26 protein-coding genes are annotated in these 24,915 nt (G+C 40.5%); 25 read left to right on the top strand and 1 reads right to left on the bottom strand.

The genetic code is table 11. The annotated features are described in order from the left end of the window. The first annotated feature begins 23 nt into the window (after nucleotides 1–23). From J7J00_RS07335 to fni, 6 genes are all read left to right on the top strand, one after another. Nucleotides 24–245: a PilZ domain-containing protein gene (locus J7J00_RS07335; RefSeq protein ID WP_214789460.1), complete on the top strand. Its 222-nt coding sequence runs from the start codon at nucleotides 24–26 to the stop codon at nucleotides 243–245. Between the two features lie 61 nt (nucleotides 246–306). Continuing rightward, nucleotides 307–492 (top strand): YpfB family protein, encoded by a 186-nt coding sequence (locus J7J00_RS07330; protein ID WP_214789457.1) that lies wholly within the window; start codon nucleotides 307–309, stop codon nucleotides 490–492. 191 nt (nucleotides 493–683) lie between these two features. Next, on the top strand, nucleotides 684–1,358 hold the full coding sequence (cmk, locus tag J7J00_RS07325; protein WP_214789454.1) for a (d)CMP kinase: 675 nt from the start codon (nucleotides 684–686) through the stop codon (nucleotides 1,356–1,358). Between the two features lie 2 nt (nucleotides 1,359–1,360). Then, nucleotides 1,361–1,942: a lysophospholipid acyltransferase family protein gene (locus tag J7J00_RS07320; protein ID WP_192208331.1), complete on the top strand. Its 582-nt coding sequence runs from the start codon at nucleotides 1,361–1,363 to the stop codon at nucleotides 1,940–1,942. A gap of 214 nt (nucleotides 1,943–2,156) precedes the next feature. Further along, nucleotides 2,157–3,296, top strand: coding sequence for a 30S ribosomal protein S1 (gene rpsA / locus J7J00_RS07315; protein ID WP_214789451.1), 1,140 nt, complete (start codon nucleotides 2,157–2,159; stop codon nucleotides 3,294–3,296). 19 nt (nucleotides 3,297–3,315) lie between these two features. Beyond that, on the top strand, nucleotides 3,316–4,362 hold the full coding sequence (gene fni, locus J7J00_RS07310; RefSeq protein ID WP_214789448.1) for a type 2 isopentenyl-diphosphate Delta-isomerase: 1,047 nt from the start codon (nucleotides 3,316–3,318) through the stop codon (nucleotides 4,360–4,362). 66 nt (nucleotides 4,363–4,428) lie between these two features. Here the strand turns inward: fni and J7J00_RS07305 are convergent, their stop codons facing one another. Further along, on the bottom strand, nucleotides 4,429–4,560 hold the full coding sequence (locus J7J00_RS07305) for a YpzI family protein (protein ID WP_076365623.1): 132 nt from the start codon (nucleotides 4,558–4,560) through the stop codon (nucleotides 4,429–4,431). 111 nt (nucleotides 4,561–4,671) lie between these two features. Here J7J00_RS07305 and J7J00_RS07300 point away from each other — a divergent pair, with 111 nt between their 5' ends. The 19 genes from J7J00_RS07300 (at nucleotide 4,672) to aroC (ending at nucleotide 24,915) form a co-directional block, all read left to right on the top strand. Further along, nucleotides 4,672–5,289 carry a YphA family membrane protein gene (locus tag J7J00_RS07300; RefSeq protein WP_214789431.1) on the top strand — a complete coding sequence of 206 codons (618 nt, stop codon included), beginning with the start codon at nucleotides 4,672–4,674 and terminating at the stop codon, nucleotides 5,287–5,289. Nucleotides 5,290–5,790: 501 nt separating this feature from the next. Further along, nucleotides 5,791–7,101, top strand: coding sequence for a ribosome biogenesis GTPase Der (gene der / locus J7J00_RS07295; RefSeq protein WP_098370788.1), 1,311 nt, complete (start codon nucleotides 5,791–5,793; stop codon nucleotides 7,099–7,101). Between the two features lie 16 nt (nucleotides 7,102–7,117). Next, the gene (locus J7J00_RS07290) at nucleotides 7,118–8,170 is read left to right on the top strand and encodes an NAD(P)H-dependent glycerol-3-phosphate dehydrogenase (protein ID WP_214789428.1); all 1,053 of its coding nucleotides are present in this window, start codon (nucleotides 7,118–7,120) and stop codon (nucleotides 8,168–8,170) included. A 386-nt stretch (nucleotides 8,171–8,556) separates the two neighbouring features. Then, on the top strand, nucleotides 8,557–9,894 hold the full coding sequence (locus J7J00_RS07285) for an APC family permease (protein WP_214789425.1): 1,338 nt from the start codon (nucleotides 8,557–8,559) through the stop codon (nucleotides 9,892–9,894). A 391-nt stretch (nucleotides 9,895–10,285) separates the two neighbouring features. Beyond that, the gene (locus J7J00_RS27940) at nucleotides 10,286–10,417 is read left to right on the top strand and encodes a hypothetical protein (protein ID WP_286201223.1); all 132 of its coding nucleotides are present in this window, start codon (nucleotides 10,286–10,288) and stop codon (nucleotides 10,415–10,417) included. 226 nt (nucleotides 10,418–10,643) lie between these two features. Continuing rightward, on the top strand, nucleotides 10,644–12,749 hold the full coding sequence (locus J7J00_RS07280) for a sigma 54-interacting transcriptional regulator (RefSeq protein ID WP_309487150.1): 2,106 nt from the start codon (nucleotides 10,644–10,646) through the stop codon (nucleotides 12,747–12,749). Nucleotides 12,750–13,051: 302 nt separating this feature from the next. Further along, complete coding sequence (locus tag J7J00_RS07275; protein WP_214789422.1) at nucleotides 13,052–14,425, top strand: putrescine aminotransferase; 1,374 nt, start codon at nucleotides 13,052–13,054, stop codon at nucleotides 14,423–14,425. Nucleotides 14,426–14,645: 220 nt separating this feature from the next. Further along, nucleotides 14,646–14,843 carry a DUF2768 domain-containing protein gene (locus J7J00_RS07270; protein WP_048681698.1) on the top strand — a complete coding sequence of 66 codons (198 nt, stop codon included), beginning with the start codon at nucleotides 14,646–14,648 and terminating at the stop codon, nucleotides 14,841–14,843. A 13-nt stretch (nucleotides 14,844–14,856) separates the two neighbouring features. Beyond that, nucleotides 14,857–15,582 carry a hypothetical protein gene (locus J7J00_RS07265; protein WP_396020503.1) on the top strand — a complete coding sequence of 242 codons (726 nt, stop codon included), beginning with the start codon at nucleotides 14,857–14,859 and terminating at the stop codon, nucleotides 15,580–15,582. A 232-nt stretch (nucleotides 15,583–15,814) separates the two neighbouring features. Then, complete coding sequence (spoIVA, locus tag J7J00_RS07260) at nucleotides 15,815–17,293, top strand: stage IV sporulation protein A (RefSeq protein ID WP_214789416.1); 1,479 nt, start codon at nucleotides 15,815–15,817, stop codon at nucleotides 17,291–17,293. Between the two features lie 504 nt (nucleotides 17,294–17,797). Further along, nucleotides 17,798–18,070, top strand: coding sequence for an HU family DNA-binding protein (locus J7J00_RS07255; RefSeq protein WP_034308023.1), 273 nt, complete (start codon nucleotides 17,798–17,800; stop codon nucleotides 18,068–18,070). A 305-nt stretch (nucleotides 18,071–18,375) separates the two neighbouring features. After that, a complete protein-coding gene (folE, locus tag J7J00_RS07250; protein ID WP_076365641.1) occupies nucleotides 18,376–18,942 on the top strand; it encodes a GTP cyclohydrolase I FolE in 567 nt (188 codons plus the stop codon). A 20-nt stretch (nucleotides 18,943–18,962) separates the two neighbouring features. Further along, on the top strand, nucleotides 18,963–19,211 hold the full coding sequence (gene mtrB / locus J7J00_RS07245) for a trp RNA-binding attenuation protein MtrB (protein WP_214789398.1): 249 nt from the start codon (nucleotides 18,963–18,965) through the stop codon (nucleotides 19,209–19,211). A 248-nt stretch (nucleotides 19,212–19,459) separates the two neighbouring features. After that, nucleotides 19,460–20,284 carry a heptaprenyl diphosphate synthase component 1 gene (locus tag J7J00_RS07240; protein ID WP_214789384.1) on the top strand — a complete coding sequence of 275 codons (825 nt, stop codon included), beginning with the start codon at nucleotides 19,460–19,462 and terminating at the stop codon, nucleotides 20,282–20,284. A 3-nt stretch (nucleotides 20,285–20,287) separates the two neighbouring features. Continuing rightward, on the top strand, nucleotides 20,288–20,998 hold the full coding sequence (locus J7J00_RS07235) for a demethylmenaquinone methyltransferase (RefSeq protein WP_214789380.1): 711 nt from the start codon (nucleotides 20,288–20,290) through the stop codon (nucleotides 20,996–20,998). Nucleotides 20,999–21,032: 34 nt separating this feature from the next. Then, nucleotides 21,033–21,995, top strand: a complete 963-nt coding sequence (gene hepT, locus J7J00_RS07230) for a heptaprenyl diphosphate synthase component II (RefSeq protein WP_214789379.1) — start codon at nucleotides 21,033–21,035, stop codon at nucleotides 21,993–21,995. Nucleotides 21,996–22,091: 96 nt separating this feature from the next. Then, nucleotides 22,092–22,538 carry a nucleoside-diphosphate kinase gene (gene ndk, locus J7J00_RS07225; protein ID WP_076365651.1) on the top strand — a complete coding sequence of 149 codons (447 nt, stop codon included), beginning with the start codon at nucleotides 22,092–22,094 and terminating at the stop codon, nucleotides 22,536–22,538. 175 nt (nucleotides 22,539–22,713) lie between these two features. Then, nucleotides 22,714–23,487, top strand: coding sequence for a CheR family methyltransferase (locus J7J00_RS07220; protein ID WP_214789378.1), 774 nt, complete (start codon nucleotides 22,714–22,716; stop codon nucleotides 23,485–23,487). A gap of 255 nt (nucleotides 23,488–23,742) precedes the next feature. Continuing rightward, complete coding sequence (aroC, locus tag J7J00_RS07215) at nucleotides 23,743–24,915, top strand: chorismate synthase (RefSeq protein WP_098370778.1); 1,173 nt, start codon at nucleotides 23,743–23,745, stop codon at nucleotides 24,913–24,915.

Genomic DNA, 24,915 nt, shown 5'->3' with positions numbered 1-24,915 from the left:
ATGGTTAAAATTGGTAATATTTAATGCTCGAACCGAAATACTCACAACACAGTGCAGGCGGAGCTTCGATAAGGATTTTAAAAGGAACTACTATTCAATCTCGCGTAACGGAGAAAAAGCATGGAAATATGCTGCTGCACGTCCAATTTCTTGATCCTGCAAAAAATGATGTACAGACATTAATAAGATTTATATTTGAAAAGCAGGTGGATTTAAAGAAAAAAGGCTTGCGTGTTTTAACATGATTGAATGAAAAACAGCGATTCCATCCATACTGCTAATATAAACGGATGGAGGGTGCGGCTTATGAAAACATTTGAAAGACTATTAATTAAAGTGATCGTCATCCAATTGGCCTGCTTATTTTTTTTCCAGTTCCTTTTGAGCAGGGAGGATCAAATCTTTGATTTGACCAAGCTCTCGAGGTATGAAGGTGTCACCAGCAATAATTATACGAAAATCATTGAAACATTCAATGGGTCCAAAAAGTAAAGCGGTGATCCGCTTTTTTTGTATGAAGATTTTCAGGTAAAGGATAACTTTTGATGGCAGTAGCGATCAAGAAAAGAACAAAGGTTATTTTGAAAGTACACATCCCTTTTATTAATGATTTTCCCGCTAGTTGTGATAAAATGAAAGGGTATTAAATAATCAGCATGATTGTAGGATTCTTGGGAGGATTTATGGAAAAAAAATTATCAGTCGCAATCGATGGACCAGCTGCTGCTGGAAAAAGTACGGTTGCTAAAATTGTTGCAGAAAAGTTCAATTACATATATGTGGATACAGGTGCAATGTACAGGGCCCTTACCTATAAGGCCCTTAATCAAAAGATTCGCCTGAATGATGAACAATCATTATCAGAAGTTCTCATCAATACGGAAATCGAATTAAGACCAAGTGAAAACGGACAGTTGGTGTTCTTGGATAATGAGGACGTGACAGCCCAGATCAGGAACAATGAAGTGACTGGTTCCGTTTCGGAAGTGGCAAAGCACCGGAGCATCCGGGAAGAATTGGTTCGCAGGCAGCAAATCTTTGGTGAAAATGGCGGTGTCGTCATGGATGGCAGGGACATCGGTACACATGTTTTGCCAAACGCCGAAGTAAAGGTATTTCTAATCGCTTCTGTGGATGAAAGGGCACAGCGGAGGCATCAGGAAAATATATCGAAAGGTTTTCCATCAGATATCGAAAAATTAAGGGAAGAAATCGCAACACGGGACAAGCTGGACTCCGAACGCGAGGTATCGCCACTGAAAAAGGCAGCGGATGCTATCGAAATCGATACGACTTCATTAACGATTCAGGAAGTTGCAGAAAGTATCATGTCTTTAATAGAAGAGAGGAAAAGATGACATTGGATTTTTACACATTTGCCAAGAACGTCGTAAAAGGCATTTTAATGCCTTCGTTTAGGGTTAAAGCGCTCGGAAAGGAACATTTCCCTAAAGAGGGCGGAGTATTGATCTGTGCCAATCACATTGATAATTTGGATCCGCCCATAGTTGGTATGACATCTCCAAGGGATATCCATTTCATGGCGAAAGAAGAGTTGTTTCAAGCACCAATTTTAAAGGGTATATTACCCAGAGTAAATGCATTTCCCGTGAAGCGGGGCAATAGCGATCGGGAATCCCTTAGAAAAGGTTTGAAGCTTTTGAAGGAAGGCAAGGCGATTGGTCTGTTTCCCGAGGGAACCAGAAGCAAAACTGGTGAATTGGGAGAAGGTTTGGCGGGGGCTGGATTTTTCGCGTTGCGGTCTGATGCCGTTATCATACCGTGTGCAATCATCGGCCCGTATAAATTTTTGCGTCCGTTGAAAGTCGTTTACGGTCCTCCAATAAATTTTACCGAATATCGCGAACAGAAAATATCAGCCGATGAAGCTACAAAAATCATCATGGACCATATTCGGAAATTGATTTCCGAGCATAAATAGTCCTTCATACTTGACAATTTTCTGTTTTTGTTAGAATTTATAAAATAAGGGTATTGTTCCTTATTGCAGATGAAAAGGAATATAACTTTATTACACTAAAAAAACTGTTTTTATCTTTAGTAGGAAAGTGTTTTTATTGAACCACTTTAAATAAAATATGTGGCCGATGAAGAGGAAATTTGCTGATCAGTCATGGGTTAAGGAGGAGTTAGTAATGACAGAAGATATGAACCAGGTAGAAGTGAACAATTACAAAGTAGGGGATCAAGTTAAAGCAACCGTTTCAAAGGTAGAAGAAAAACAGGTCATTGTCGATGTGGAAAACAGCAAGACGGATGGAATCATACCCATCAGTGAGCTTTCAAGCCTGCATGTCGAAAAGGCGTCAGATGCCGTTTCGGAAGGTGATGCATTGGAGCTGGAAGTCATTAAAGTCGAAGAAGAAGCTCTTATTCTATCAAAACGTAAAATTGACGCTCTAAAAGCGTGGGATGACCTGGAATTGAAATTTGAAAATGGAGACGTATTTGAGGCAGAAGTTAAAGATGTCGTCAAAGGCGGGCTTGTTGTAGATCTAGGCGTACGTGGTTTTGTTCCAGCTTCTCTAGTAGAAGACTATTTCGTTGAAGACTTTTCTGATTACAAAAACAAAACTTTAACATTCAAGATCGTTGAGCTTGAGAAAGACAAGAATCGCTTAATCCTCTCACATCGGGCAGTGGTCCAAGACCAAAAGGAAAAGCAAAAAGCAAACGTTTTGGATAAGATTGATAGCGGGCAAGTGCTTGAGGGCGTGGTCCAAAGGATTACCGATTTTGGTGCATTCGTGGATATTGGAGGCGTAGACGGCCTTGTCCACATTTCCCAGCTTTCCCATCAGCATGTCGACAAGGCATCCGATGTCGTTTCCGAAGGGGATAAGGTGCAGGTGAAAGTTCTATCCATCGATCGTGATAATGAAAGGATTTCACTTTCCATTAAGGATACCCTTCCGGGACCTTGGGCAGGCATTGCAGAAAAAGCGGCCAAAGGCTCTACACTGGAAGGTATCGTCAAACGCCTAGTTTCTTTCGGTGCATTCGTGGAGATTTTTCCAGGGGTAGAAGGGCTTGTCCATATTTCACAGATTTCGCACAAGCATATTGCCACACCGCAAGAAGTACTTAAAGAAGGCCAGTCTGTCAAAGTGAAAGTACTGGAAGTCAATGAAACGGATCAACGTCTATCATTGAGCATTAAGGAACTTGAAGAACCTCAATCCAATTACAACACATCTGATTATGAGCTCCCAGAAGAATCGAAGGGCTTTCAGCTAGGTGAAATGATTGGTGATCAATTGAAAAAACTAAAATAAGATAATAATGGTGATGGCCTTGGAGAGAAAACAACGAAAATTAGATCATATAGAATTTGCACTAAAGACAGGACAGCAACATAAAACCGGGCTAGAAGATATTTCGTTTATTCACCAAAGCTTACCAGGTATTTCCTTGAATAATGTGAACCTCACAGCAGAAGTTGGCGAACTTGAATTAAGTTCGCCAATTTTTATAAATGCCATGACCGGAGGCGGAGGCCCTGAAACCGAAAAATTGAATGGTGACCTAGCCATTGCAGCACGGGAAACAGGAATCGCCATGGCGGTAGGATCGCAAATGGCAGCCATCAAGGATTCTGGCCAGCAAGCTTCTTTTAAAGTTGTAAGGAAGGAAAACCCTGATGGTGTGTTGATTGGTAATCTCGGTGGTGAAGCAACAGTCGAACAGGCTAAGCGGGCAAGCGAAATGATCGGGGCCAATGCCCTTCAGATTCATATTAACGTCATCCAGGAATTGACGATGCCTGAAGGGGACAGGGATTTTGCGGGTACCCTTTCGAGAATAGAAAAAATCAACAGAACAATCGGAATTCCTGTCATCGTAAAAGAGGTTGGATTTGGGATGAGTATGGAAACGGTGCGTCAATTACATTCCGTGGGTGTTTCGATCATTGATGTAGGCGGGTTTGGCGGAACGAATTTTGCTAAAATCGAGAACGAAAGACGAGCAAAAATACTCGGATATTTTAATGAATGGGGCATACCGACAGCCGCTTCGATTGTCGAAGCAGTTAATGTTTCACCACAGCTTTCAGTCATTGGGTCGGGTGGCATTCAAAGCCCTTTGGAAATTACAAAAAGCTTGGCATTAGGGGCGAAAGGAGTCGGATTGGCCGGATATTTCCTCAAGATTTATAAAGAGTTGGGCTTGGAACAATTGATTAAAGAAATACATTACATACATGAAGATTTGAAGGTCATCATGACTGCACTCGGGTGCGGTAATATCCCAGAATTAAGGAAATCGAAATTAGTCATCAAAGGAAATACCTATCATTGGTTATCTCAAAGAGGAATTGATTGTTCGGCGTATGCTAAATGAATGACCACAAAAGGAAGCATCTCAATTGAAACGAATTGAGATGCTTCTTTTTGTTCAGGGACAGACTTAACTATTCCTTTTTCGTGCCTCTTCAGGGCCTTCCATTCTTGTTGCCCCTTTATGATCCAGTGATTGGTCCCTGTCGGACTCCACTCGTTTACTTTCTTTCAATTTCTTCTCTTGCCGATCTTTTCCCATGTTCACACCTCCTTTTAATTGATAGGGGGAAGGTTTTCCTCATTAAATGCCGTGCTTTATGTTTATACTTTGAATAAACGAGCCATAATGTTCCTAAAAGGGGGACGTTGCATGGATGGAATTATATTTTATTGGATTTCATGGATAGTTTGGGTCATTGTCATGTTTTTTATTCCGAAAACGGTTCCCTTTCGTTTTGATTTTCTTTTTCATCTATTAGCCGTTATGGTATTAGCGGGCTATAAACTGGAGGCTCTATTGGTTTCCGTTCATTTGAGCGGTCCGTACCTTTTCTTTATACTGTGTGTATATATTAGGAAGAAATCCATCATCAAGATGATGGAACTGATCAGCGGAAGTCTTATTATCACTCTCGCTTATGCCAGTTTTCAACTATTTTCTTTGCTTGATCCGATATGGCTTTTCATGAAGCCCTCTTATCTTTTGTGTATTTTCCTTAATTATCTTATCCTATTACTTTTTAAAAATTGGAAACATCGATTGTTCGTCCTTTTAATTGGGATGATGATGGGAGATATCATATATTCTGGATTACTTGCTTACCACTCTTTACCTTATGTGGCCCTTGCTTACGCATGGCATGATAATGCAGTTCTGGTATTGGGCGCGAACATACTGTGGAGAATGTTGGAAATGGTTGGCCAATACATTTATTTAATATCCCAATCGAGATTTTTATCAAAACAAGGAAAAGAGAATTTTAATTAATGAAGAGTATGGTTAAAAATGGTATGGGGTATTAGCCGCTTTATCAAAAGGCAGAAGTATAAATGGAACCAATTGGAAATGGAAGGCTTTTATTCATACAATCATTGTTGATTGGCGAGAAATTTGTTACTATAGGATAGTTAGAGGTCTGTAGATAAATCGTAAAATGCTCTAAACAATTAAAAAGGAAGCCGTATGTCGAAGCTTTCTTCATTTTTTTGGGCTGTTTATAATCAAGTTTGAGCATGCAGGGGTTCGGCTTCACGTCACTTTAGGAACCGGGGCGTCAAGTGGACAAACTGCCCGTGAATACTTGATGAGTTTAACTGAACATCAGTTAGGATTTTCTTACTGATGAAAAATTCCTTTAAATGATGATGGATACAGCCATTTCCTTTAAAAGGAAATGATGAAAATCAATAATGCAAAGCAACCGTAATAAATGCATTCATGAATTTCGTGACTTTGACAGAGATATAGTAGCAGAAAGGGTGAATAGCAATGCCAAAACCGGTAATTGCGATAGTCGGTCGTCCGAACGTGGGAAAATCGACAATCTTTAATAGAATAGTTGGAGAACGGGTTTCGATTGTCGAAGACGTTCCTGGAGTAACTCGGGACAGGATTTATAGTTCTGGTGAATGGTTGACACATGATTTTAACATAATTGATACAGGTGGAATTGATATCGGTGACGAGCCGTTCCTGGAACAAATTCGCCAGCAGGCTGAAATTGCCATCGACGAAGCTGATGTGATAATTTTTATGACGAATGGTCGTGAAGGGGTAACGGCTGCTGATGAAGAAGTAGCTAAGATACTCTATAAATCGAGAAAGCCAGTTGTCCTTGCAGTAAATAAAGTCGATAACCCAGAAATGAAAGATCAAATTTATGATTTCTATGCGTTAGGTTTTGGGGATCCATTCCCGATCTCCGGGTCTCATGGACTTGGTCTTGGTGACCTTCTGGATGAAGCGGCCAAACATTTCCCTAATTTCAGCGGCCAGGATTATGCTGATGATGTCATTAAATTCAGCTTGATTGGAAGACCGAACGTAGGTAAGTCATCTCTGGTCAATGCATTGTTAGGTGAAGAACGTGTCATTGTAAGTGATATTGAAGGTACGACTCGCGACGCGATTGACTCTCCTTATAAATATAATGGCAAAGAATATGTCATTATTGATACAGCAGGGATGCGGAAAAAAGGTAAAGTGTATGAAAGCACGGAAAAATATAGCGTACTTCGTGCATTAAGGGCAATTGAGCGTTCAGACGTTGTTCTTGTGGTCCTGAACGCCGAAGAAGGTATTCGTGAGCAGGATAAAAAAATTGCCGGATATGCCCATGAAGCGGGTAGGGCGGTCATCATCGTCGTCAATAAGTGGGATGCCATCGAGAAAGATGAAAAAACGATGAAGGATTTTGAAGAAAATATCCGTGCCCATTTCCTATTCTTGGATTATGCGCCAATCATTTATCTTTCTGCCTTAACGAAAAAACGGACACATACATTAATTCCGGTCATTGATCAGGCTAGTGAGAATCATGCTATCCGGGTTCAGACAAATGTCTTGAATGAAGTGGTCATGGATGCCGTTGCGATGAATCCGACACCGACTCATAATGGCAACCGTTTGAAAATTTATTATACGACTCAGGTAGCGATCAAGCCGCCAACTTTCGTTGTATTCGTTAACGATCCGGAGTTATTGCATTTTTCATATGAGAGATTTTTAGAAAATCGAATTAGGGATGCCTTTGGTTTTGAAGGAACACCAATACGAATTTTTGGACGCCAGAGAAAATAGTAAAGGTGGTTATATCATGGTGAAAGATAAAGAAAGTATCGCAGTGATTGGAGCTGGGAGCTGGGGAACTGCTTTAGCGCTCGTAATCGCCGATAACCAGCATGAAGTGAGATTGTGGGGACATAATCAGAAACAAATCAATGAAATAAATCAAAATCATACGAATGAAAAATACTTGCCTGGGATTGAATTGCCTTTGGGGATTAAAGGTTACTCTTCCCTTAAGGAAGCGTTGGCCGGGATTGAAATAATTATTTTGGCTGTGCCGACCAAAGCTTACAGGGAAGTGCTTGGCCAGATTGAAGAGGCTCATGATAAACCATTGACAATCGTTCATGTGAGTAAGGGAATTGAACCTGATTCACTGCTTCGTATATCAGAAATGATTGAAGAAGTCTCTTCGGCTGAATGGCTTAAGGATATAGTGGTTCTTTCAGGACCGAGCCATGCGGAAGAAGTAAGTCTGCGTCACCCGACAACAGTTGCCGTTTCTTCAAAGAATATGAAGGCTGCCGAAAGGGTTCAGGACATCTTTATCAATAATAATTTCCGTGTATATACAAATCCGGACATGGTTGGTGTTGAAATCGGAGGGGCATTGAAGAACATCATTGCTTTGGCTGCCGGCATTACGGATGGTTTAGGCTATGGGGATAATGCCAAGGCTGCATTAATGACACGAGGATTGGCTGAAATATCCCGTCTAGGGGTGGCCATGGGGGCTAACCCACTTACGTTTTCAGGTTTAACTGGGATTGGCGACTTGATCGTCACTTGTACAAGCGTTCATTCCCGTAATTGGAGAGCTGGGAATATGCTTGGTAAAGGGCAAAAGCTTGAAGAAGTTTTGGAAAACATGGGTATGGTCGTTGAAGGTGTCAGAACCACTAAAGCTGCCTATCAACTAGCCAAAAAGTACGAAGTGAACATGCCGATCACAGAAGTCTTGTACGATGTTTTATTCAATGGGGAAGAAGTGAAAAAGGCTGTTGACCTTTTGATGAATCGTTCAAAAACGAATGAGATGGAAGAACTTTATAACATATTGGATAGCAGGCAGCAGGATTAACCTCCAATTTGTTGATTTTCATAAAAGAATTTCATTAAATTAGGCATTTGATGATGCGCCTTGCCATGTATCAGCATACAATGCAACGAAAGTAAACTAGTAATTTGACCTCGGCACGGGGGATTTAGTCAAATGAGCAGAAGATATTCAGATATCTTCTGCTTTTTTTTATGGTCAAAAAATCATCTGTTCTCTGTGGATTTATGCAATACTGAATGGTTTATTCAGTATTGCATAAATCATTCTACATATTTCCTTGTTTTTTGTTAAAAATCGACTATTTTTTTTGGTATGAAAATTGCGAAGTGTAATATGACCAAAGAATTATAAGGGAGGCCAGAAAAGTTGGTTTACTTTTCTCGCTAAAAAAGGAAGGGGAATGATACATGCAAACAGGTAAACTGAAAAGGTCCTTAAACTTATGGCATATCGTATTGCTTGGTGTTGGATATATGACGCCGATGGTTGTTTTTGATACATTCGGGATAGTTTCCGAAAAAACAGGGGGGCATGTGCCAACCGCATATGTCATTGCTCTTTCAGCGATGTTGTTTACTGCATCCAGTTATGGAAAAATGGTGAAAATCTATCCACAGGCAGGTTCATCCTATACTTACACACAAAAAACGATTAATCCACATTTAGGCTTCCTTGTCGGGTGGTCTTCGTTACTTGATTATTTATTTTTACCGATGGTGAACGGCATTTTAACAAAAATATACTTAACTGCTCTTTTTCCGGAAGTATACCCGTGGATATGGGTGGTGGCATTTGTCCTTTTAATGACAGTCATTAACTTATTCAATGTTAATTTTGCAGCCAACTTTAATAGCTTCCTTGTTTTTTTTCAAATGTTGGTCATCGTTATTTTTGTGGCACTTGTCGTTAAAGGAGTCATGAGTGGAGAAGGCAATGGAGAGGTCTTGTCGTTTCAGCCATTCTTCGGGCCACATTTGGAAATGTCGACGCTTATATCTGGTGCTACAATCCTTTGTTTTTCATTCTTGGGGTTTGACGCAGTCACTACTTTATCGGAAGAAACATCGAATCCATCCAAAACGGTTCCCCGGGCCATCTTTTTGACTGCCCTTATCGGAGGGGGGTTATTTGTGACGGCATCATTCTTTACACAGTTATTTTTCCCGGATGTTTCCCGTTTTAGCGATCCTGAAGCAGCTTCTCCGGAAATTGCCCTTTTCGTTGGCGGGAAGTTATTTCAGGCTTTCTTTCTTGCAGGAACCTTATGCGGTACCCTTGCCTCCGGTCTTGCATCTCATGCTAGTGTTTCTAGATTGCTATATGTCATGGGGCGTGACCAAATGATCCCGAAAAAACTATTTGGGTTTATCCACCCCAAATACAACACGCCATTTTTTAATGTCATATTTGTCGGGTCCATATCAATGGTTGCCTTATTCCTTGATTTGGTTACAGCCGCTTCCCTCATAAACTTTGGGGCTTTAATCGCTTTTACCTTCGTGAATATTTGCGTAATCGTCCACGCAATAAGAAACAAAAGCTTCAGAACGATTAAAGGATTTCTTTCAACTATTCTTTCCCCGGTATTAGGCGCGGCTTCGGTCTTCATCCTTTGGCTTAATCTCGAGGTGAGTTCATTAATTTTAGGAATTGTCTGGGCGGTAATTGGGATTGGCTATCTTCTGTTTCGGACAAAATGGTTGACGGAATCCCCTCCGCTATTCCATTTTGAAAAAGCACAGTGAATCTATTGTATTCATGAAACAAGGGTGGTTGTTATATGGCTGATGAGAAAATGAAGAAGACGTTAATCCCCATGCCTGTTGTTCTATTTTCGTTCATGGCGTCAGCGACTTGTGTTCAGTATTTATGAGCAAGAATATGTCACTTGGTATGGTTCCGGGAGCCTGCTTGCTCGTTTATGGTGATGCTTTGCACAGCGTACAGTAATGGAAAAATCATTCCTTCGGCAGGTTTGGTATATGCGTACATATGCCGGTTTTCTTGTAGGTAAGTCGATACTGATGGATTAATTCATTCATTCAATTAATTGTTGTTCCGCATTTTCTTTACAGCATTACTTCTGTACCGGCTTATGATGGATCCTGAATTTACTGATTATTGTGACGTTTGTCAATGTCATGGGGAGTCGCCTTGCTATTCATGGTTAAAACTTTGAAACAGGTATGGAACCGTAATGACGGTATGGTGGAAGCTCCCTATCTTTATAAAAAGCCTTGGGCGAGGACGACCATCCTCGAATCATAACAAGCAGGCGTATGAAAAAGGCTAAGAAAAGGTGAACGGTCCTTTATAAAATAAGTCTAAGGTGCATACCAGGTTTTTAGGTCAAAAGCGTCCGTTAAAGGACCCTTTTGTTGTGGAACGAATAAAGGTAAATGATGGATATTGATTAATGGTGCATGTTATTTTTTATCTTGCAATTCAGAATTGTGATAAAATATAGGTTAGGTTACAAAAGGAGAGTGAAAATGTGTTATCTATTCCGGATGATAAAATAAGACCATTCATAACTATAACAATTGATCAGCCTACATTTTCAGACCAAAAAATTCATGAGATACAAGAACCTTTCTTCTTTCTTATGAAGGAAAATCAAGTGTTTGCGTATATCCGCATGGATGACCTCCCGTTAAATGAAAAAATAACGACAGTCGATCAGCTTTTACAGTATGCTTTTTCGATTGATAATGTCTGTAAATTGCACCCCAACATATCCTTGCCGCTTCTGTTTCAAATTATCGGTGAACCTATCGTACTGATAAAAACGGATGATGGCCTGCTAACCGGTTATGTAAAAAGGGAAGATGTATTAGCTGAATTATTCAAGCAGGACAGCAAACAAAATTTAGACCTGCTAAATGTGATTTTAACCTCCATTCCTATGGGGATTTTTGTGGCTGATAAAGAAAAAAATATCGTGAACTTTAATGAATCAGGCTTGAAGATGATAAAAAAGCCTTCTGATCAAGTCCTTAATGAACCTGCTGCGAACATCTTCAATAAGCAGCATATACATAGCGTGTTTGCCAGCGGGAGCAGTATTCTGAATCAGCTGGAGATTACTGATGCCATGAGTGTGCTTGTCGACTATAGCCCGATTCTGAACCATGAAAAAGAAGTGGAAGGCCTGATCATCATCGTTCAGGATTTACCGATGGTTGAGGAAATGGCCATGGAAATAGAATTGATAAAAAGCTCGAATAAAGACTTGAATGCCATTTTGGCGAATATCTATGATGAAATACTTGTAGTCAATCAAAAAGGAGAGCTGCTGCGCTATAGTGACAGCATCATCTCAGGATTCTGGGGGAAGAACTTAAAAGATTATATAGGGAAGAATCTCTTGCAATTAGAAGATGAAGGGATTTTTAATCCTTCGGTCACCCGGTTAGTCCTTGACCAAAAAAAGAAAGTATCGATTGTCCAGGATACAAAAATGAATAAGAAAGTCCTATCCGTGGGTACCCCTGTGTTCAATGAAAAAGGCGATATAGATCGAATAGTCATTGCATCAAGGGATATAACGGAAACGACCCAATTGAAATCGGAATTAAATGAAATGAGGAAAGAACTGGACTCTTTCAAAAAACAAGATCAATTTTATAAAGAGTTGGTTTTTGCAAGTCCTAAAATGGAGCAGATAATCAGCCAAGTCAAGAAAATTGCTCATTTTTCATCTACTGTATTAATCAATGGGGAGTCGGGAGTAGGTAAAGAAGTGATAGCCGAAGCCATCCATAAAATGGGCAGGCGATCTAAACAGCCTTTCCTGAAGATAAATTGCGGGGCGATTCCGGAAAACCTCCTCGAAAGTGAATTGTTTGGTTATACGAAGGGTTCCTTTACAGGAGCGGATAAAAATGGGAAGGTAGGATACTTTCAACAGGCCAATAAAGGTGTTTTATTCCTTGATGAAGTGGGTGACATGCCAATACATCTGCAAGTCAAACTGCTGCGGGTCCTCCAGGAACAGGAAGTAATTCCGATTGGCAGCACTACGCCCATCTCCATTGATGTTCAAATTGTTGCAGCCACGAATAAGAGTCTGGAAAAAATGGTCGAGAAGGGCACGTTCAGAGAAGATTTATTCTATCGATTGAACGTCATACCCATACATGTGCCCCCTTTAAGGGAGAGGCCGGAGGATATACCACCGCTAGCCTTTCATTTCCTGCAAAAACTGAATGAAAGGTATCAGCGGAATTACCACTTTTCCCCCGATGCATTAAATATACTGGAAGTCTATACCTGGCCGGGGAACATTCGTGAGTTGCAGAACATGATAGAAAGATTGGTTGTTTCTGCAGATGAAGAGATGATCGATGCTGACTTCATTCAAAGGTTCATACCTGTAGGCAGTGACTTTAAACAAACGAAACCCATCATTACGAGAATTCTTCCATTGCAGGAAGCACAAGATCATGTCGAAGAACAATTGATCATGCTTGCCATGAAACAGTATAAAACCACGACCAAAGCGGCTAAAGCGCTCGGGATAAGTCAATCGTCAGTGAGCAGGAAGTATCAAAAAGTGTTAGCTGAACAGAGTAAGAAAATCGAAAACAATGCATTTTAAATAAAAGCCGTTGCCGAGTGATGAAAATCACTTGGCAACGGCTTTTATTTTTATTGACGGCATTAGGGAAGCTATTAATGATTTTCAAAGATGATTATGCAAAGTGAAATAACGCTATGCATATTTGCATAGTATCGGAGTGATTTATCAAAAAGAAATGCGATTTTATTGGTTAATTAACTTGGCATGGTTCTTGCTTGATTAATAAGTATAAGAAAAAAGGGAGGTAAGCATCAAATTTTCATAAAGAAGCAATCTTAATTAACCATCCAATATAGTTATAAAAAAAGGAGATTAAAAAAATGTCAATTAACGTAGAAAGTAAAAACACTCAAGCTAACCAATCAGCAACCCAAGATTATATTAAAAAAGTGCTTCAATTAATCGAACAAAAAGAAATTTCAAAAGAAGATGCACAGTGGGTAACAAAAGAAACGGTCGAGAATTTCCGTGACCATGTAAACCCAGGGTTTTTGGAATACCGCAAGACAGTCACTAAAGACACACAATTCGCTTCGGTTGAGTGGTCTGATCAAGATTCCTGTTTTACGGATGTAAATGGAAAAAAATATATTGATTGTTTAGGTGGATTTGGTATTTATAATGTAGGCCACCGTAACCCTAAAGTTGTAAAGGCTGTAACCGATCAATTGCAAAGACAAGCCCTTCATAGCCAGGACTTACTTGATCCATTACGTGCAATGCTTGCCAAGATCCTTGCCGAAATCACGCCGGGAGATCTAAAATACTCGTTCTTTACGAATAGCGGTACCGAGAGCGTGGAGGCAGCGCTTAAGCTGGCCAAAATGTACAGTGACCGACACACGATCATTTCCACGACAAAATCATTTCATGGGAAAAGCCTTGGTTCACTATCGGCAACGGCAAAAGGCATGTTCAGAAAACCGTTCATTCCATTGATCCCAGGTGTGCGTCATGTACCTTTTGGTGATATGGATATGATGAGAAAAACGTTTGAAAGTTGTGCGTTGGTCGGTGAAGATGTTGCTGCTGTACTATTGGAGCCAATCCAGGGTGAAGGTGGGGTCATCCTTCCTCCACAAGGTTATTTAAAGCAGGTTCGGGCATTATGTGACGAATATGATGCATTATTAATATTGGATGAAGTGCAAACTGGAATGGGCCGTACAGGTAAAATGTTCGCTTCCGAGCTATATGATGTAGTTCCGGACATTCTTTGTTTAGCGAAAGCATTTGGCGGCGGAGTAATGCCTGCAGGGGCTGTTGTAGCCAATGAGAAAGTGTTTAAAAGCTGGTTCGACAATCCATTCATGCACACTACGACATTTGGCGGAAATCCACTGGCTTGTGCTGCAGCCATTGCTACGATCGACGTACTTTTGGAAGAAAACTTACCGCAGCGTGCTGCAGAAGTTGGTGAATACTTCTTAAATGGGTTAAGGGAAGTGGCTGATGAGCACAAAGATAAGGTTTTGGAGATCCGCGGCCAAGGTTTGATGATTGGTATTGAGTTCCATAAAGATGAAGTGGGTTATGAATTCTCAAAAGCCCTCTTTGATAAAGGCATCTTGGTAGCAGGTACGCTCATAAATTCCAAAACAATAAGGATTGAGCCGTCATTGACTATTAAGTTGGATGAAGTCGATACAGTCATTAAAGCGTTTAAAGAGGTCTTGCCGACGCTTCAATCTTAATTTAAGTAAGCAGAAAAACAGCCTTTGGGCTGTTTTTTTTTGATTGGAGGGAGGGGTGTCGGAATTACTTACATATTTTTCGTTTTATTACTGCACCTCAGAAATTTTTTCATGAAAATGAGTCATGAAAACGGGAATTACACAGATTGGACAAGGATTTAATTCCTTTAACGTAATTTGGTATGTTATAATAATTTCTGGAAAAAGGAGTGATAAAGATATGACACCTGCTCTGCAAAAAATGTGGATATCCTTTATAGCTATGGGCTTTATGGTTATCTCTATATTTCTAATCTACTTAAGCCGTTATAAATTAAAAGGTTTTTGGAGAGTCTTGACAGCAATTATCGCATACATACTTATGATTCTAGCCGGCTTGATCATCCTTATCGTTGTTCTTAGCGGGCCAACCACTTGATAGGTGAGGAGAAATGATGAGAAATTTTTTCAAAATATTATGTTTATTATGCATCTCTGTATCATTATCTGGCTGCTTATATCCGGAGAAGCAAAAAATGCAAAACCAACTGCCTTATAAAGAGCAAATACAATCAGTCCAAAGTGCAGTGGATCAATTTCAGAAAGATGAAGGCGGCATACTGCCCATCGTTACAAAAGATGCTGAAACACCGATTTATCAAAAATATGTCATAAAATTTTCTAAGATTTCACCGAGGTATATGGCTGAACCGCCAGACAATGCCTTTGAATCGGGAGGCGTCTTTCAATACATCCTCGTAAATGTTGAAAAGAATCCGACTGTAAAGTTGTTGGATGTCAGGATGGCGCAGAAGATTCAGGATGTTTCCTTGAGATTGACTGCTTATCAGCAAAGCAACGGTTACCCGCCATTTAAGGAAAGGTTATCCGATAATGTCTTCACTCTTGATTATGAGAAAATGGGCCTGAAGGAAGCTCCGACGGTCACGAGCCCATTTTCACAAAAAGACTTATATCTTGTAGTCGATGGTCAAGGCAGTATTTTTGTTGATTATACCCCGGATTTACTTGAGGCATTAAAGAAGCATGAGGGGGAAATTAAGCCAGGTGAAGATATCCGGGAACTGCTGGTTCAGAGTTCGGAGTTAGTCCCTGCCTATTCATTGCCATATACAATTGATGGAAAAACAAATAATCCAATATTTCTTACAAAATAGGCATAACCCTTCTTCTGCAAAATATATTGTAGGGGAAGGGTTATTTCTTTTATCTTTATTTCATCTTACTTTTAAAATAACAACCCTTATATAAAATTTCTGGTGGAGGAAGGGATTGAACCAGGGAAATAATTGGAATAAATTTTTAGGACAACATCATAGATATATAATGTCCTAAATAAATGCAAATGGATAAACGAAATCCCAAAACTCTAATTCGGGAGGGGATACCTTGGAAAAGGTAGATATTTTTAAAGATATAGCTGAACGGACCGGTGGCGATATATACTTGGGGGTGGTCGGTGCCGTCAGGACTGGGAAATCCACATTTATTAAAAAATTCATGGAGCTAGTCGTCATTCCGAATATTCCGTCAGAGGCGGACCGTGCCAGGGCACAGGATGAATTGCCTCAAAGTGCAGCCGGAAAGACGATCATGACGACGGAGCCAAAATTCGTACCGAACCAGGCAGCATCGATTCAAGTAGCTGAAGGCCTCGACGTGAACATCCGTTTAGTCGATTGTGTCGGTTATACAATACCCGGGGCTAAAGGGTATGAAGATGAGAATGGTCCCCGCATGATTCACACGCCTTGGTATGAAGAACCGATTCCGTTCAATGAAGCGGCTGAAATCGGTACTCGCAAAGTAATTCAGGATCATTCCACATTAGGCGTAGTCGTTACGACAGATGGATCGATAGGAGAAATTCCGCGAAGTGATTATTTAGAGGCCGAGGAAAGGGTTGTCGAAGAATTGAAGGAGGTTGGCAAGCCATTTATCATGATTGTCAATTCCGTTCAGCCCCACCACCCGAATACGGTAGCACTGAAGGAATCCCTGCAGGAAAAGTATGATATCCCTGTATTGGCCATGAGTGTCGAAGGAATGCGGGAATCGGATGTTTATAGTGTACTGCGCGAGGCCCTGTACGAATTTCCTGTTCTTGAGGTCAATGTTAATCTCCCGAGCTGGGTAATGGTTCTGCGCGAGGATCATTGGTTGAGGGAAAGTTACCAGGACGCGGTCAAAGAGACCGTCAAGGACATTAAACGTCTGAGGGATGTAGATCGTGTAGTCGGTCATTTCAATGAATTCGAGTTCATTGACCGTGCCGCGCTTGCAGGCATTGAGATGGGGCAGGGTGTTGCAGAAATAGACCTATACGCCCCTGATGAACTCTATGATGAAATCCTGAAGGAAATTGTCGGTGTAGAGATCCGGGGCAAGGATCATCTGTTATCATTGATGCAGGACTTTGCGTATGCTAAAGCAGAATATGATCAGGTGGCCGATGCATTAAGAATGGTCAAACAAACTGGATATGGTGTTGCAGCCCCATCCCTTAATGATATGAGTCTTGATGAACCGGAAATCATCCGTCAGGGAGCCAGGTTCGGTGTCAGGCTAAAAGCCGTAGCTCCTTCCATCCATATGATCAAGGTCGACGTCGAATCCGAATTCTCGCCAATCATCGGTACGGAAAAGCAAAGTGAGGAATTAGTCCGGTATCTGATGCAGGATTTCGAAGACAATCCACTTTCCATTTGGAACTCCGATATTTTTGGCAGAAGCTTAAGTTCCTACGTAAGGGAAGGCATACAAGTGAAATTAGCGATGATGCCAGACAATGCGCGCTATAAATTGAAAGAAACACTGGAGAGAATTATTAATGAGGGCAGTGGGGGATTGATTGCCATCATATTATAGAAAACGTTTAAAAGCTGGACCAACTCCATTTATGGATTGGTCTTTTTGCATGGGATGAACGGCGGATCGATGGAAAAATATCATTTATGAATACTAATATTTGAAATGATCTGCCGTTTTTTAGTATAATCTTGAAAAAACCCTGTGGTAAAGCGATTTTCAGCAATATAATAAGTTTAATTTCTATAAAAAAGGGAAATGATGAATAGCGAAAGACAAAATTTATAATATATACAATTATTAATGAAAAGATTCCCATTATTTTTTGAATTCCCTTGCTAAGCTAATAGGATTTGTGATAATCTACATACAGAAAACGCGTTATAACAGCGATTTCAACCTATTTATAAATTTTCGGATGAATTATTTGGAAATTAATCGGGCTTGGTAATCCATGATTGCCAGGGAATGAAAATTTTTTGACCGAAACTAATATCAAATCACTATTATAGTGTTGTAATAATGATTTTTTATAAAGATCCCTTTTGGGAGGAGGTGAATGGCATGAACAAAACAGAATTAATTAATGAAGTTGTTACAGCAACTGAAATTTCTAAGAAAGACGCTACAAAAGCTGTTGATGCTGTTTTTGATACAATCTTAGAAGCTCTAAAAAACGGTGATAAAGTTCAATTGATAGGTTTTGGTAACTTTGAAGTTCGTGAACGTGCGGCTCGTAAAGGCCGTAACCCACAAACTGGTGACGAAATCGAAATTGCAGCTAGCAAAGTGCCAGCATTCAAACCCGGTAAAGCGCTGAAAGATGCAGTGAAGTAATTCTACCATTACATACGGGTGCTTAACCGAAAAGGGCCGCGTGAAAACGCGGTCCTTTTTTTGCTTCTTAATTTCCATCTGTGATAATATAAAAGACAGTGAATATTTTCGAAACGCTGCAGATGGTAAATCCGTCACAAGGAAATGACCATCCGAATACCCCTTCCGGTGAAACTGTCTTTAAAGGGCGTCAATGTATGGGGGAAGGGTCGCTTTAATAATTGCAATTATGGATATCCGGGTGCAACGCCTTGGATTTTTTATCTGAATACATAATATTATTGATTTTTTAGGAGGTACAAAAAATGGCTAATGTTGATCATGCCAAATTAGAAGAAGCAGTTAAAATGCTTCTTGAGGCTGTAGGGGAAGACCCAACGAGGGAAGGACTGCTGGATACTCCTAGCCGTGTAGCTAGAATGTATGAAGAAATTTTTTCTGGACTTAATCAAGATCCAAAGGAATATTTCGATACTGTTTTTGGGGAGGACCATGAAGAACTCGTACTTGTAAAGGATATTCCGTTTTACTCAGTATGTGAACATCATTTAGTCCCTTTTTACGGGAAAGCCCATGTAGCATATATTCCGAAAAACGGAAAAGTGACTGGCTTAAGTAAATTGGCACGGGCGGTTGAGGCAGTATCGAAGCGTCCGCAACTTCAAGAGCGCATCACTTCTACAGTTGCTGACTCGATAATGGAAAAGCTCGAGCCTCATGGTGTTATGGTTGTAGTAGAGGCTGAACATATGTGCATGACCATGCGCGGTGTAAAAAAACCCGGATCTAAAACAGTGACTTCAGCTGTAAGGGGAACGTTTGCGAAGGATCACCGTACTAGAGCTGAAGTGCTGGCATTCATTAAAGACTAAGGACATGGGGGCAGGAAAAAATGAATGAAAAAAAGATTCTGAATGATTTTGTCGTAATCAAAGCCATTGAGGATAGTGTGAATGTCATCGGGTTGACAAGGGGAACGGACACCAAGTTTCATCACTCCGAAAAACTTGACTCAGGAGAGGTGATGATTGCACAATTCACGGAACATACCTCGGCAATTAAAATCAGGGGCCATGCAAAGGTCTATACTCCATTCGGAGAGATAGAAAGTGATTCCAAAAAGAATTCTCCTGTCAAATGATAGCTTCTCAATGCTTGGTTAATTAGTAAATCAATCATCTGATATCGGGTTTAACAAGCTGTAAATTTCCCGCATCCATTTTTTTGAAGAGCAAAAGACGATGGTTTCCTTACTTTTGGAAGTTTCATTTTATAAACGTTGACCATTTCATCTGATTGTTTTTATGGTATAATAATGTGTATTTTACACAGACAGAAACCAATATGTATGAAAAAAATTATCTTTCGGGGATGCAAGGGTGATCTCAATTGTTAAACATAACGGACGACATAAGGCAATTAAAACGATTAATAGAAACGAAAGCTCAACATCCATATTTATTGAAGTATATACAAAAGCCAAGCTTGGACGAAGATAAACTGATATTGCTTTGGGGATTGTTTAACGATTTGGACGTTACAAGCGAAAAACGGAATCAATATATCAGTTCAACCATGTTAGTGCAAATAGCTCTGGATACCCATGAAATCGTCTCGAATTCGGGTGAAGGAATCGAGTCGCCCGAGGTATTGAAAAATCGTCAATTACAAGTGCTTGCCGGAGATTACTATAGCGGCTTATATTATCAAGGGCTTGCCAGTGTTGGTAATGTTGATATGATCCGTATACTTTCAAGCGCGATAAAAAAAATAAATGATAATAAAATCATCCTTTACCAACAAGGTTCCATTAATGATGTACCAACGCTTTTAATGACGATAAAAGCGATCGAGGCTTCGCTGATTCATAAACTGGGGGATTATTATAGTGAGCCTGCCTGGATGGAACTATCGGAAGATCTGCTGCTTTTAAAACGGTTGCATGCCGAGAAGTGCAGTTATATGAAGTCGGGTCAATCGATAGTTTTTGATGTCCTAAGGGAAATGACTTTTGATGACTCGATTGGTGGGGAAGCTTCCATAAAAGAAGAACAGGTACGCACCCAGTTCGACAAGTGCCTGTGGGACGCAAGGCAATCCGTAGAGCGCTCGATGCGGAAGCTTGCAAAGTTGGATGATGAGCTACTGGAAAGAGTGAAGGCCATCTTGGAACAAACAGAGAGTATAGCAAATTCATATGTGAAAGAAGGGTGAATCATGGAGCAGTCTAAAGAGCAAAAAGTTCATCATGTCTTTGAAAAAATCTACGGAAATTATGACAAGATGAATTCCCTCATCAGCTTTAAACAGCATCTTAAATGGCGGAAGGCTACAATGGCCATCATGAATGTCCCAAAAGGCGCCCATGCACTGGATGTATGCTGTGGAACAGCGGACTGGACCATTGCCCTTGCTAATGAAGTAGGACCAGAAGGAAAGGTTGTTGGTCTGGATTTTAGTAAGAACATGCTGAAAATCGGTGAACAAAAGGTGAATGATCTCAATCTAGATCAAGTTTCCCTAATGCATGGGAATGCAATGGAACTTCCTTTTGAGGATAATAGCTTTGACTATGTCACGATTGGTTTCGGGCTGCGGAATGTCCCTGATTACATGAAAGTGCTTAAAGAGCTAAACCGTGTAGCCAAACCGGGTGGAATGGTCGTTTGCCTGGATACATCACAGCCAACGATGCTAGGCTTTAAACAGGGCTATAATTTTTATTTCCGTTTCATTATGCCCATGTTCGGCAAATTATTCGCAAAAAGCTATAGTGAATACTCATGGCTGCAGGAATCAGCCCGGGATTTCCCAGGCATGAAAAAGCTTGAAAACATGTTTAAGCAGGCAGGAATGGAAAATGTCAGTTATAAGGCCCATTTCGGTGGGGTAGCAGCAACACATTTCGGGTACAAGCCTTCAAAATAAGCAGAATAGCAATGGACAAAGCTGGGTGGAATGTATGAAATTTAAAATGATGTATTCATTTTTGAATGCAGATTTGCAATTAATAGAAAAAGAACTGGAAGCCGCAATTGAAGCGGATTCCACGGTTTTAAGGGAAGCTTCCCTGCATTTACTGCAATCCGGTGGAAAACGGATCCGTCCGGTATTCGTCCTATTGGGTGCGAAGTTTGGCAACTATGATATTCATGTCGTAAAGCATGTCGCAGCGACTTTGGAACTCATCCATACGGCCTCCCTTGTACATGATGATGTTGTGGATGATGCGGATTTACGCAGGGGATCGGCTACCATTAAGTCAAAATGGGATAATCGTGTCGCCATGTACACAGGCGACTTCATTTTTGCTCGTGCACTGGAAATGATGGCGGTTATCGAGTCTCCGCTTGCGCATCAAATTCTCGCAGATACTATGGTTGAACTATGTCTTGGGGAAATTGAACAAATAAAAGATAAGTACAATTTCGAACAGAATTGGCGGATTTACTTTAGAAGGATCAAACGGAAAACGGCATTGCTCATTGCATCCAGCTGCCAGTTGGGAGCCATTTCAGCAGGTGTTGAAGAAAGGGTTCATCAAAAGCTATTTAAATTCGGATATTATGTCGGTATGTCCTATCAAATCACCGATGATATATTGGATTTTACGGCTTCGGAAGAAGAGCTTGGGAAACCAGCCGGCAGTGATTTGATTCAAGGTAATATCACTTTGCCCGTTTTGATTGCTATGGAAGATCCAAAGTTAAAAAAGCTTATCGAAACAGTTCGGGAAGATACGCCAAAAGACGAAATGTCCAATATAATCAATGCGATAAAAACTTCCGGTGCCATTGAACAGGCAGCGAGGATCAGTGATATGTATTTAGAAAAGGCTTTTACTGAATTGAAAGGCCTCCCTGCCATTAAAGCTAGAAAAACTTTATCGGACATCGCGAAAAATATCGGAAAAAGAAAGTTTTGATAATGGGAGTTGCGAAACTCATCAAACAATGGTAATATTCTAAAAGTATTGCCTTATATAGGCAAATAACAATGATACATATTAGGAGTGACATTCATGGAAAGAACATTTTTAATGGTTAAGCCTGACGGCGTTCAACGCAATCTAATCGGTGAAATCGTTTCCCGTTTTGAAAAGAAAGGCTTCCTTCTTGCAGGAGCAAAATTAATGGTGATTTCTCAAGAATTGGCCGAGCAACATTATGGCGAGCACAAAGAACGTCCTTTCTTTGGCGAATTAGTGGACTTCATTACTTCAGGTCCTGTCTTCGCAATGGTTTGGGAAGGTGAAAACGTAATCGCTACTGCACGTCAAATGATGGGTGCGACTAACCCTAAAGATGCAGCAGCAGCAACAATTCGTGGCGATTTTGCCGTAACTGTCGGCAAAAACATCATTCACGGATCTGATTCAGCTGAAAGCGCTGTACGTGAAATTGGTTTATTCTTCAAAGAAGAAGAAATTGTTGAGTATTCTAAACTTGTAAGCGAGTGGGTTTATTAATTAATACGATCACTCTATAAAAAGCGGGTTCCATCGTCATTATGCGATGGAACCCGCTTTTTTTTGTATAGCTTATTTAGTTTCCCGGCAAGGTTAGTTTAAAGAAAATATGGCACTCTCCGATATATAAAGGGAAGGACCACTTAAAATAATTATGTGCAGGGGAGTCGTAGGAATGCCTCAAGAATATGAAGAGTTTATTCGTAATATCAAAATGTTGACAGGCATTGATTTGGCATTATATAAGGAAGGGCAAATGAAAAGGCGACTAACAACTCTATATGAAAAAAGAGGGTTTCATTCATTTCGTGAATACTTTAAAGCCATTCAAACCAATCCAGGAGTTTTAAATGAATTTTTGGATAGAATGACAATCAATGTTTCCGAATTTTATAGAAATGCGAAAAAATGGGAAGTGTTGGAGCGGAAAATCCTTCCTGGATTATTATCAAGCAAAAAAAAGTTGAAAATTTGGAGTGCGGCCTGTTCAACTGGCGAGGAACCATATACGATTGCAATGATATTATCCAATCTGGTTCCACTTAGCCAGATAAAGATATTGGCGACGGATCTGGATGAAAATGTATTGGCGCGAGCGAAATTGGGGGTGTATCCTGAACGTTCCTTAAATGAAGTACCTGAAGAAATCAAAAGGAAATACTTTGAAAAAAAGGCGGAGTTTTATCTTGTCGATGATGAAATCAAGAGTAGGGTGACATTTAAAAAGCAGAACCTTCTCGCTGACCGGTTCGAAATGGGATTCGATTTAATCGTTTGCCGCAATGTTTTAATTTATTTCACTGAAGAAGCCAAAAATTTATTATATGAAAAATTCAGTGCATCACTAAAAAGCGGCGGGGTCTTTTTTGTAGGAAGTACAGAGCAAATATTCACCCCAGGAAAATATCAATTTGAAACGGTCGACACATTTTTTTATAAGAAAAAGTAAATACTTTGGATAAAAAGGGACTGATTCTGTACATGAGCATTCAGTCCCTTTTCGTTTGTTGTGTAATAGCAAATCCAGTAGAACTCAGATTTGAAAGATTAAACCATATCGAAAATGTTTAAGTACTTGTAAAATAGAGAGAAAAGTGATTAAATTCAAACAATATGGTTTTTACGTTTTACATATACCCACATTTCATAAAGTTGTGGTATATTGATACATATACACTTTAAAGTGCTAAAAGGGGGCTGGAAGATGAGATATTTAACAGCGGGAGAATCACATGGTCCGCAACTGACTACTATCATTGAAGGATTACCGGCAGGAATGCCGATTTCGAATGAGGATATTAATCAAGAATTAGGGCGCCGGCAAAAAGGGCATGGACGTGGAAGAAGGATGCAGATCGAGAAAGATCAGGCATTTATTTCTTCGGGAATCCGACATGGCTACACACTCGGTTCACCGGTTGCTTTGGTGGTTGAGAACGATGACTGGAAGCATTGGACAAAGATTATGGGAAGTGAAGGGCTTTCAGAAGAGGAAGCTGAAGAAATTAAACGTAAAATCACCCGGCCTCGTCCTGGTCATGCCGACTTGAACGGCGGGATTAAATATGGGCACCGCGATTTGAGAAATGTTCTGGAACGCTCTTCAGCCCGTGAAACGACAGTAAGGGTGGCAGCAGGTGCTGTCGCTAAAAAGCTATTGTCATTATTGGGGATAGAAGTGGCATCGCATGTTTTGGAAATTGGCGGAGTGAAGGCAGAACCGCCAAAATACGAAACGATTCAGCAATTGCAACAAGTAACGGAAGAATCTTCTGTTAGATGTTTTGACAAAAACGTAGAGCAGCAAATGAAGGATGCAATTGATGAAGCGAAACAAAAAGGAGATTCCATTGGCGGAATCGTTGAAGTCATTGTAGAAGGAATGCCGGTGGGTGTGGGAAGTTATGTGCATTATGACCGTAAGCTTGATGCAAAACTAGCCGCAGCAATAATGAGCATCAATGCATTTAAAGGTGTGGAAATAGGTCTTGGCTTTGAAGCGGCCCATCTATTCGGCAGTGATGTCCATGATGAAATTGCATGGGACGAAGGTCAGGGTTATTACCGGAAAACCAATCGCCTTGGCGGTTTTGAAGGTGGTATGACAACTGGAATGCCGATAGTTGTACGCGGTGTGATGAAGCCGATCCCGACTTTATATAAACCTTTGAAAAGTGTTGATATTGATACGAAGGAAGTGTTTGAAGCAAGTGTCGAACGTTCCGATAGTTGTGCGGTTCCTGCAGCAGCAGTAGTTGCTGAGGCGGTAGTGGCATGGGAGCTGGCGGCTGCCATCGTTGATCAATTCCCTTCAGATCGGTATGAGCAATTAGCAGAATACATGAGATCATATCGGGAAGAAGTAAAGGGGTTTTAA

This window comes from Bacillus sp. ISL-4 (assembly GCF_018613275.1).
GTDB classification, from domain to species: domain Bacteria; phylum Bacillota; class Bacilli; order Bacillales; family DSM-1321; genus Peribacillus; species Peribacillus simplex_E.
The sequence above is the reverse complement of the archived record's forward strand: the minus strand, read 5'-3'. Positions and strand labels throughout refer to the sequence as shown.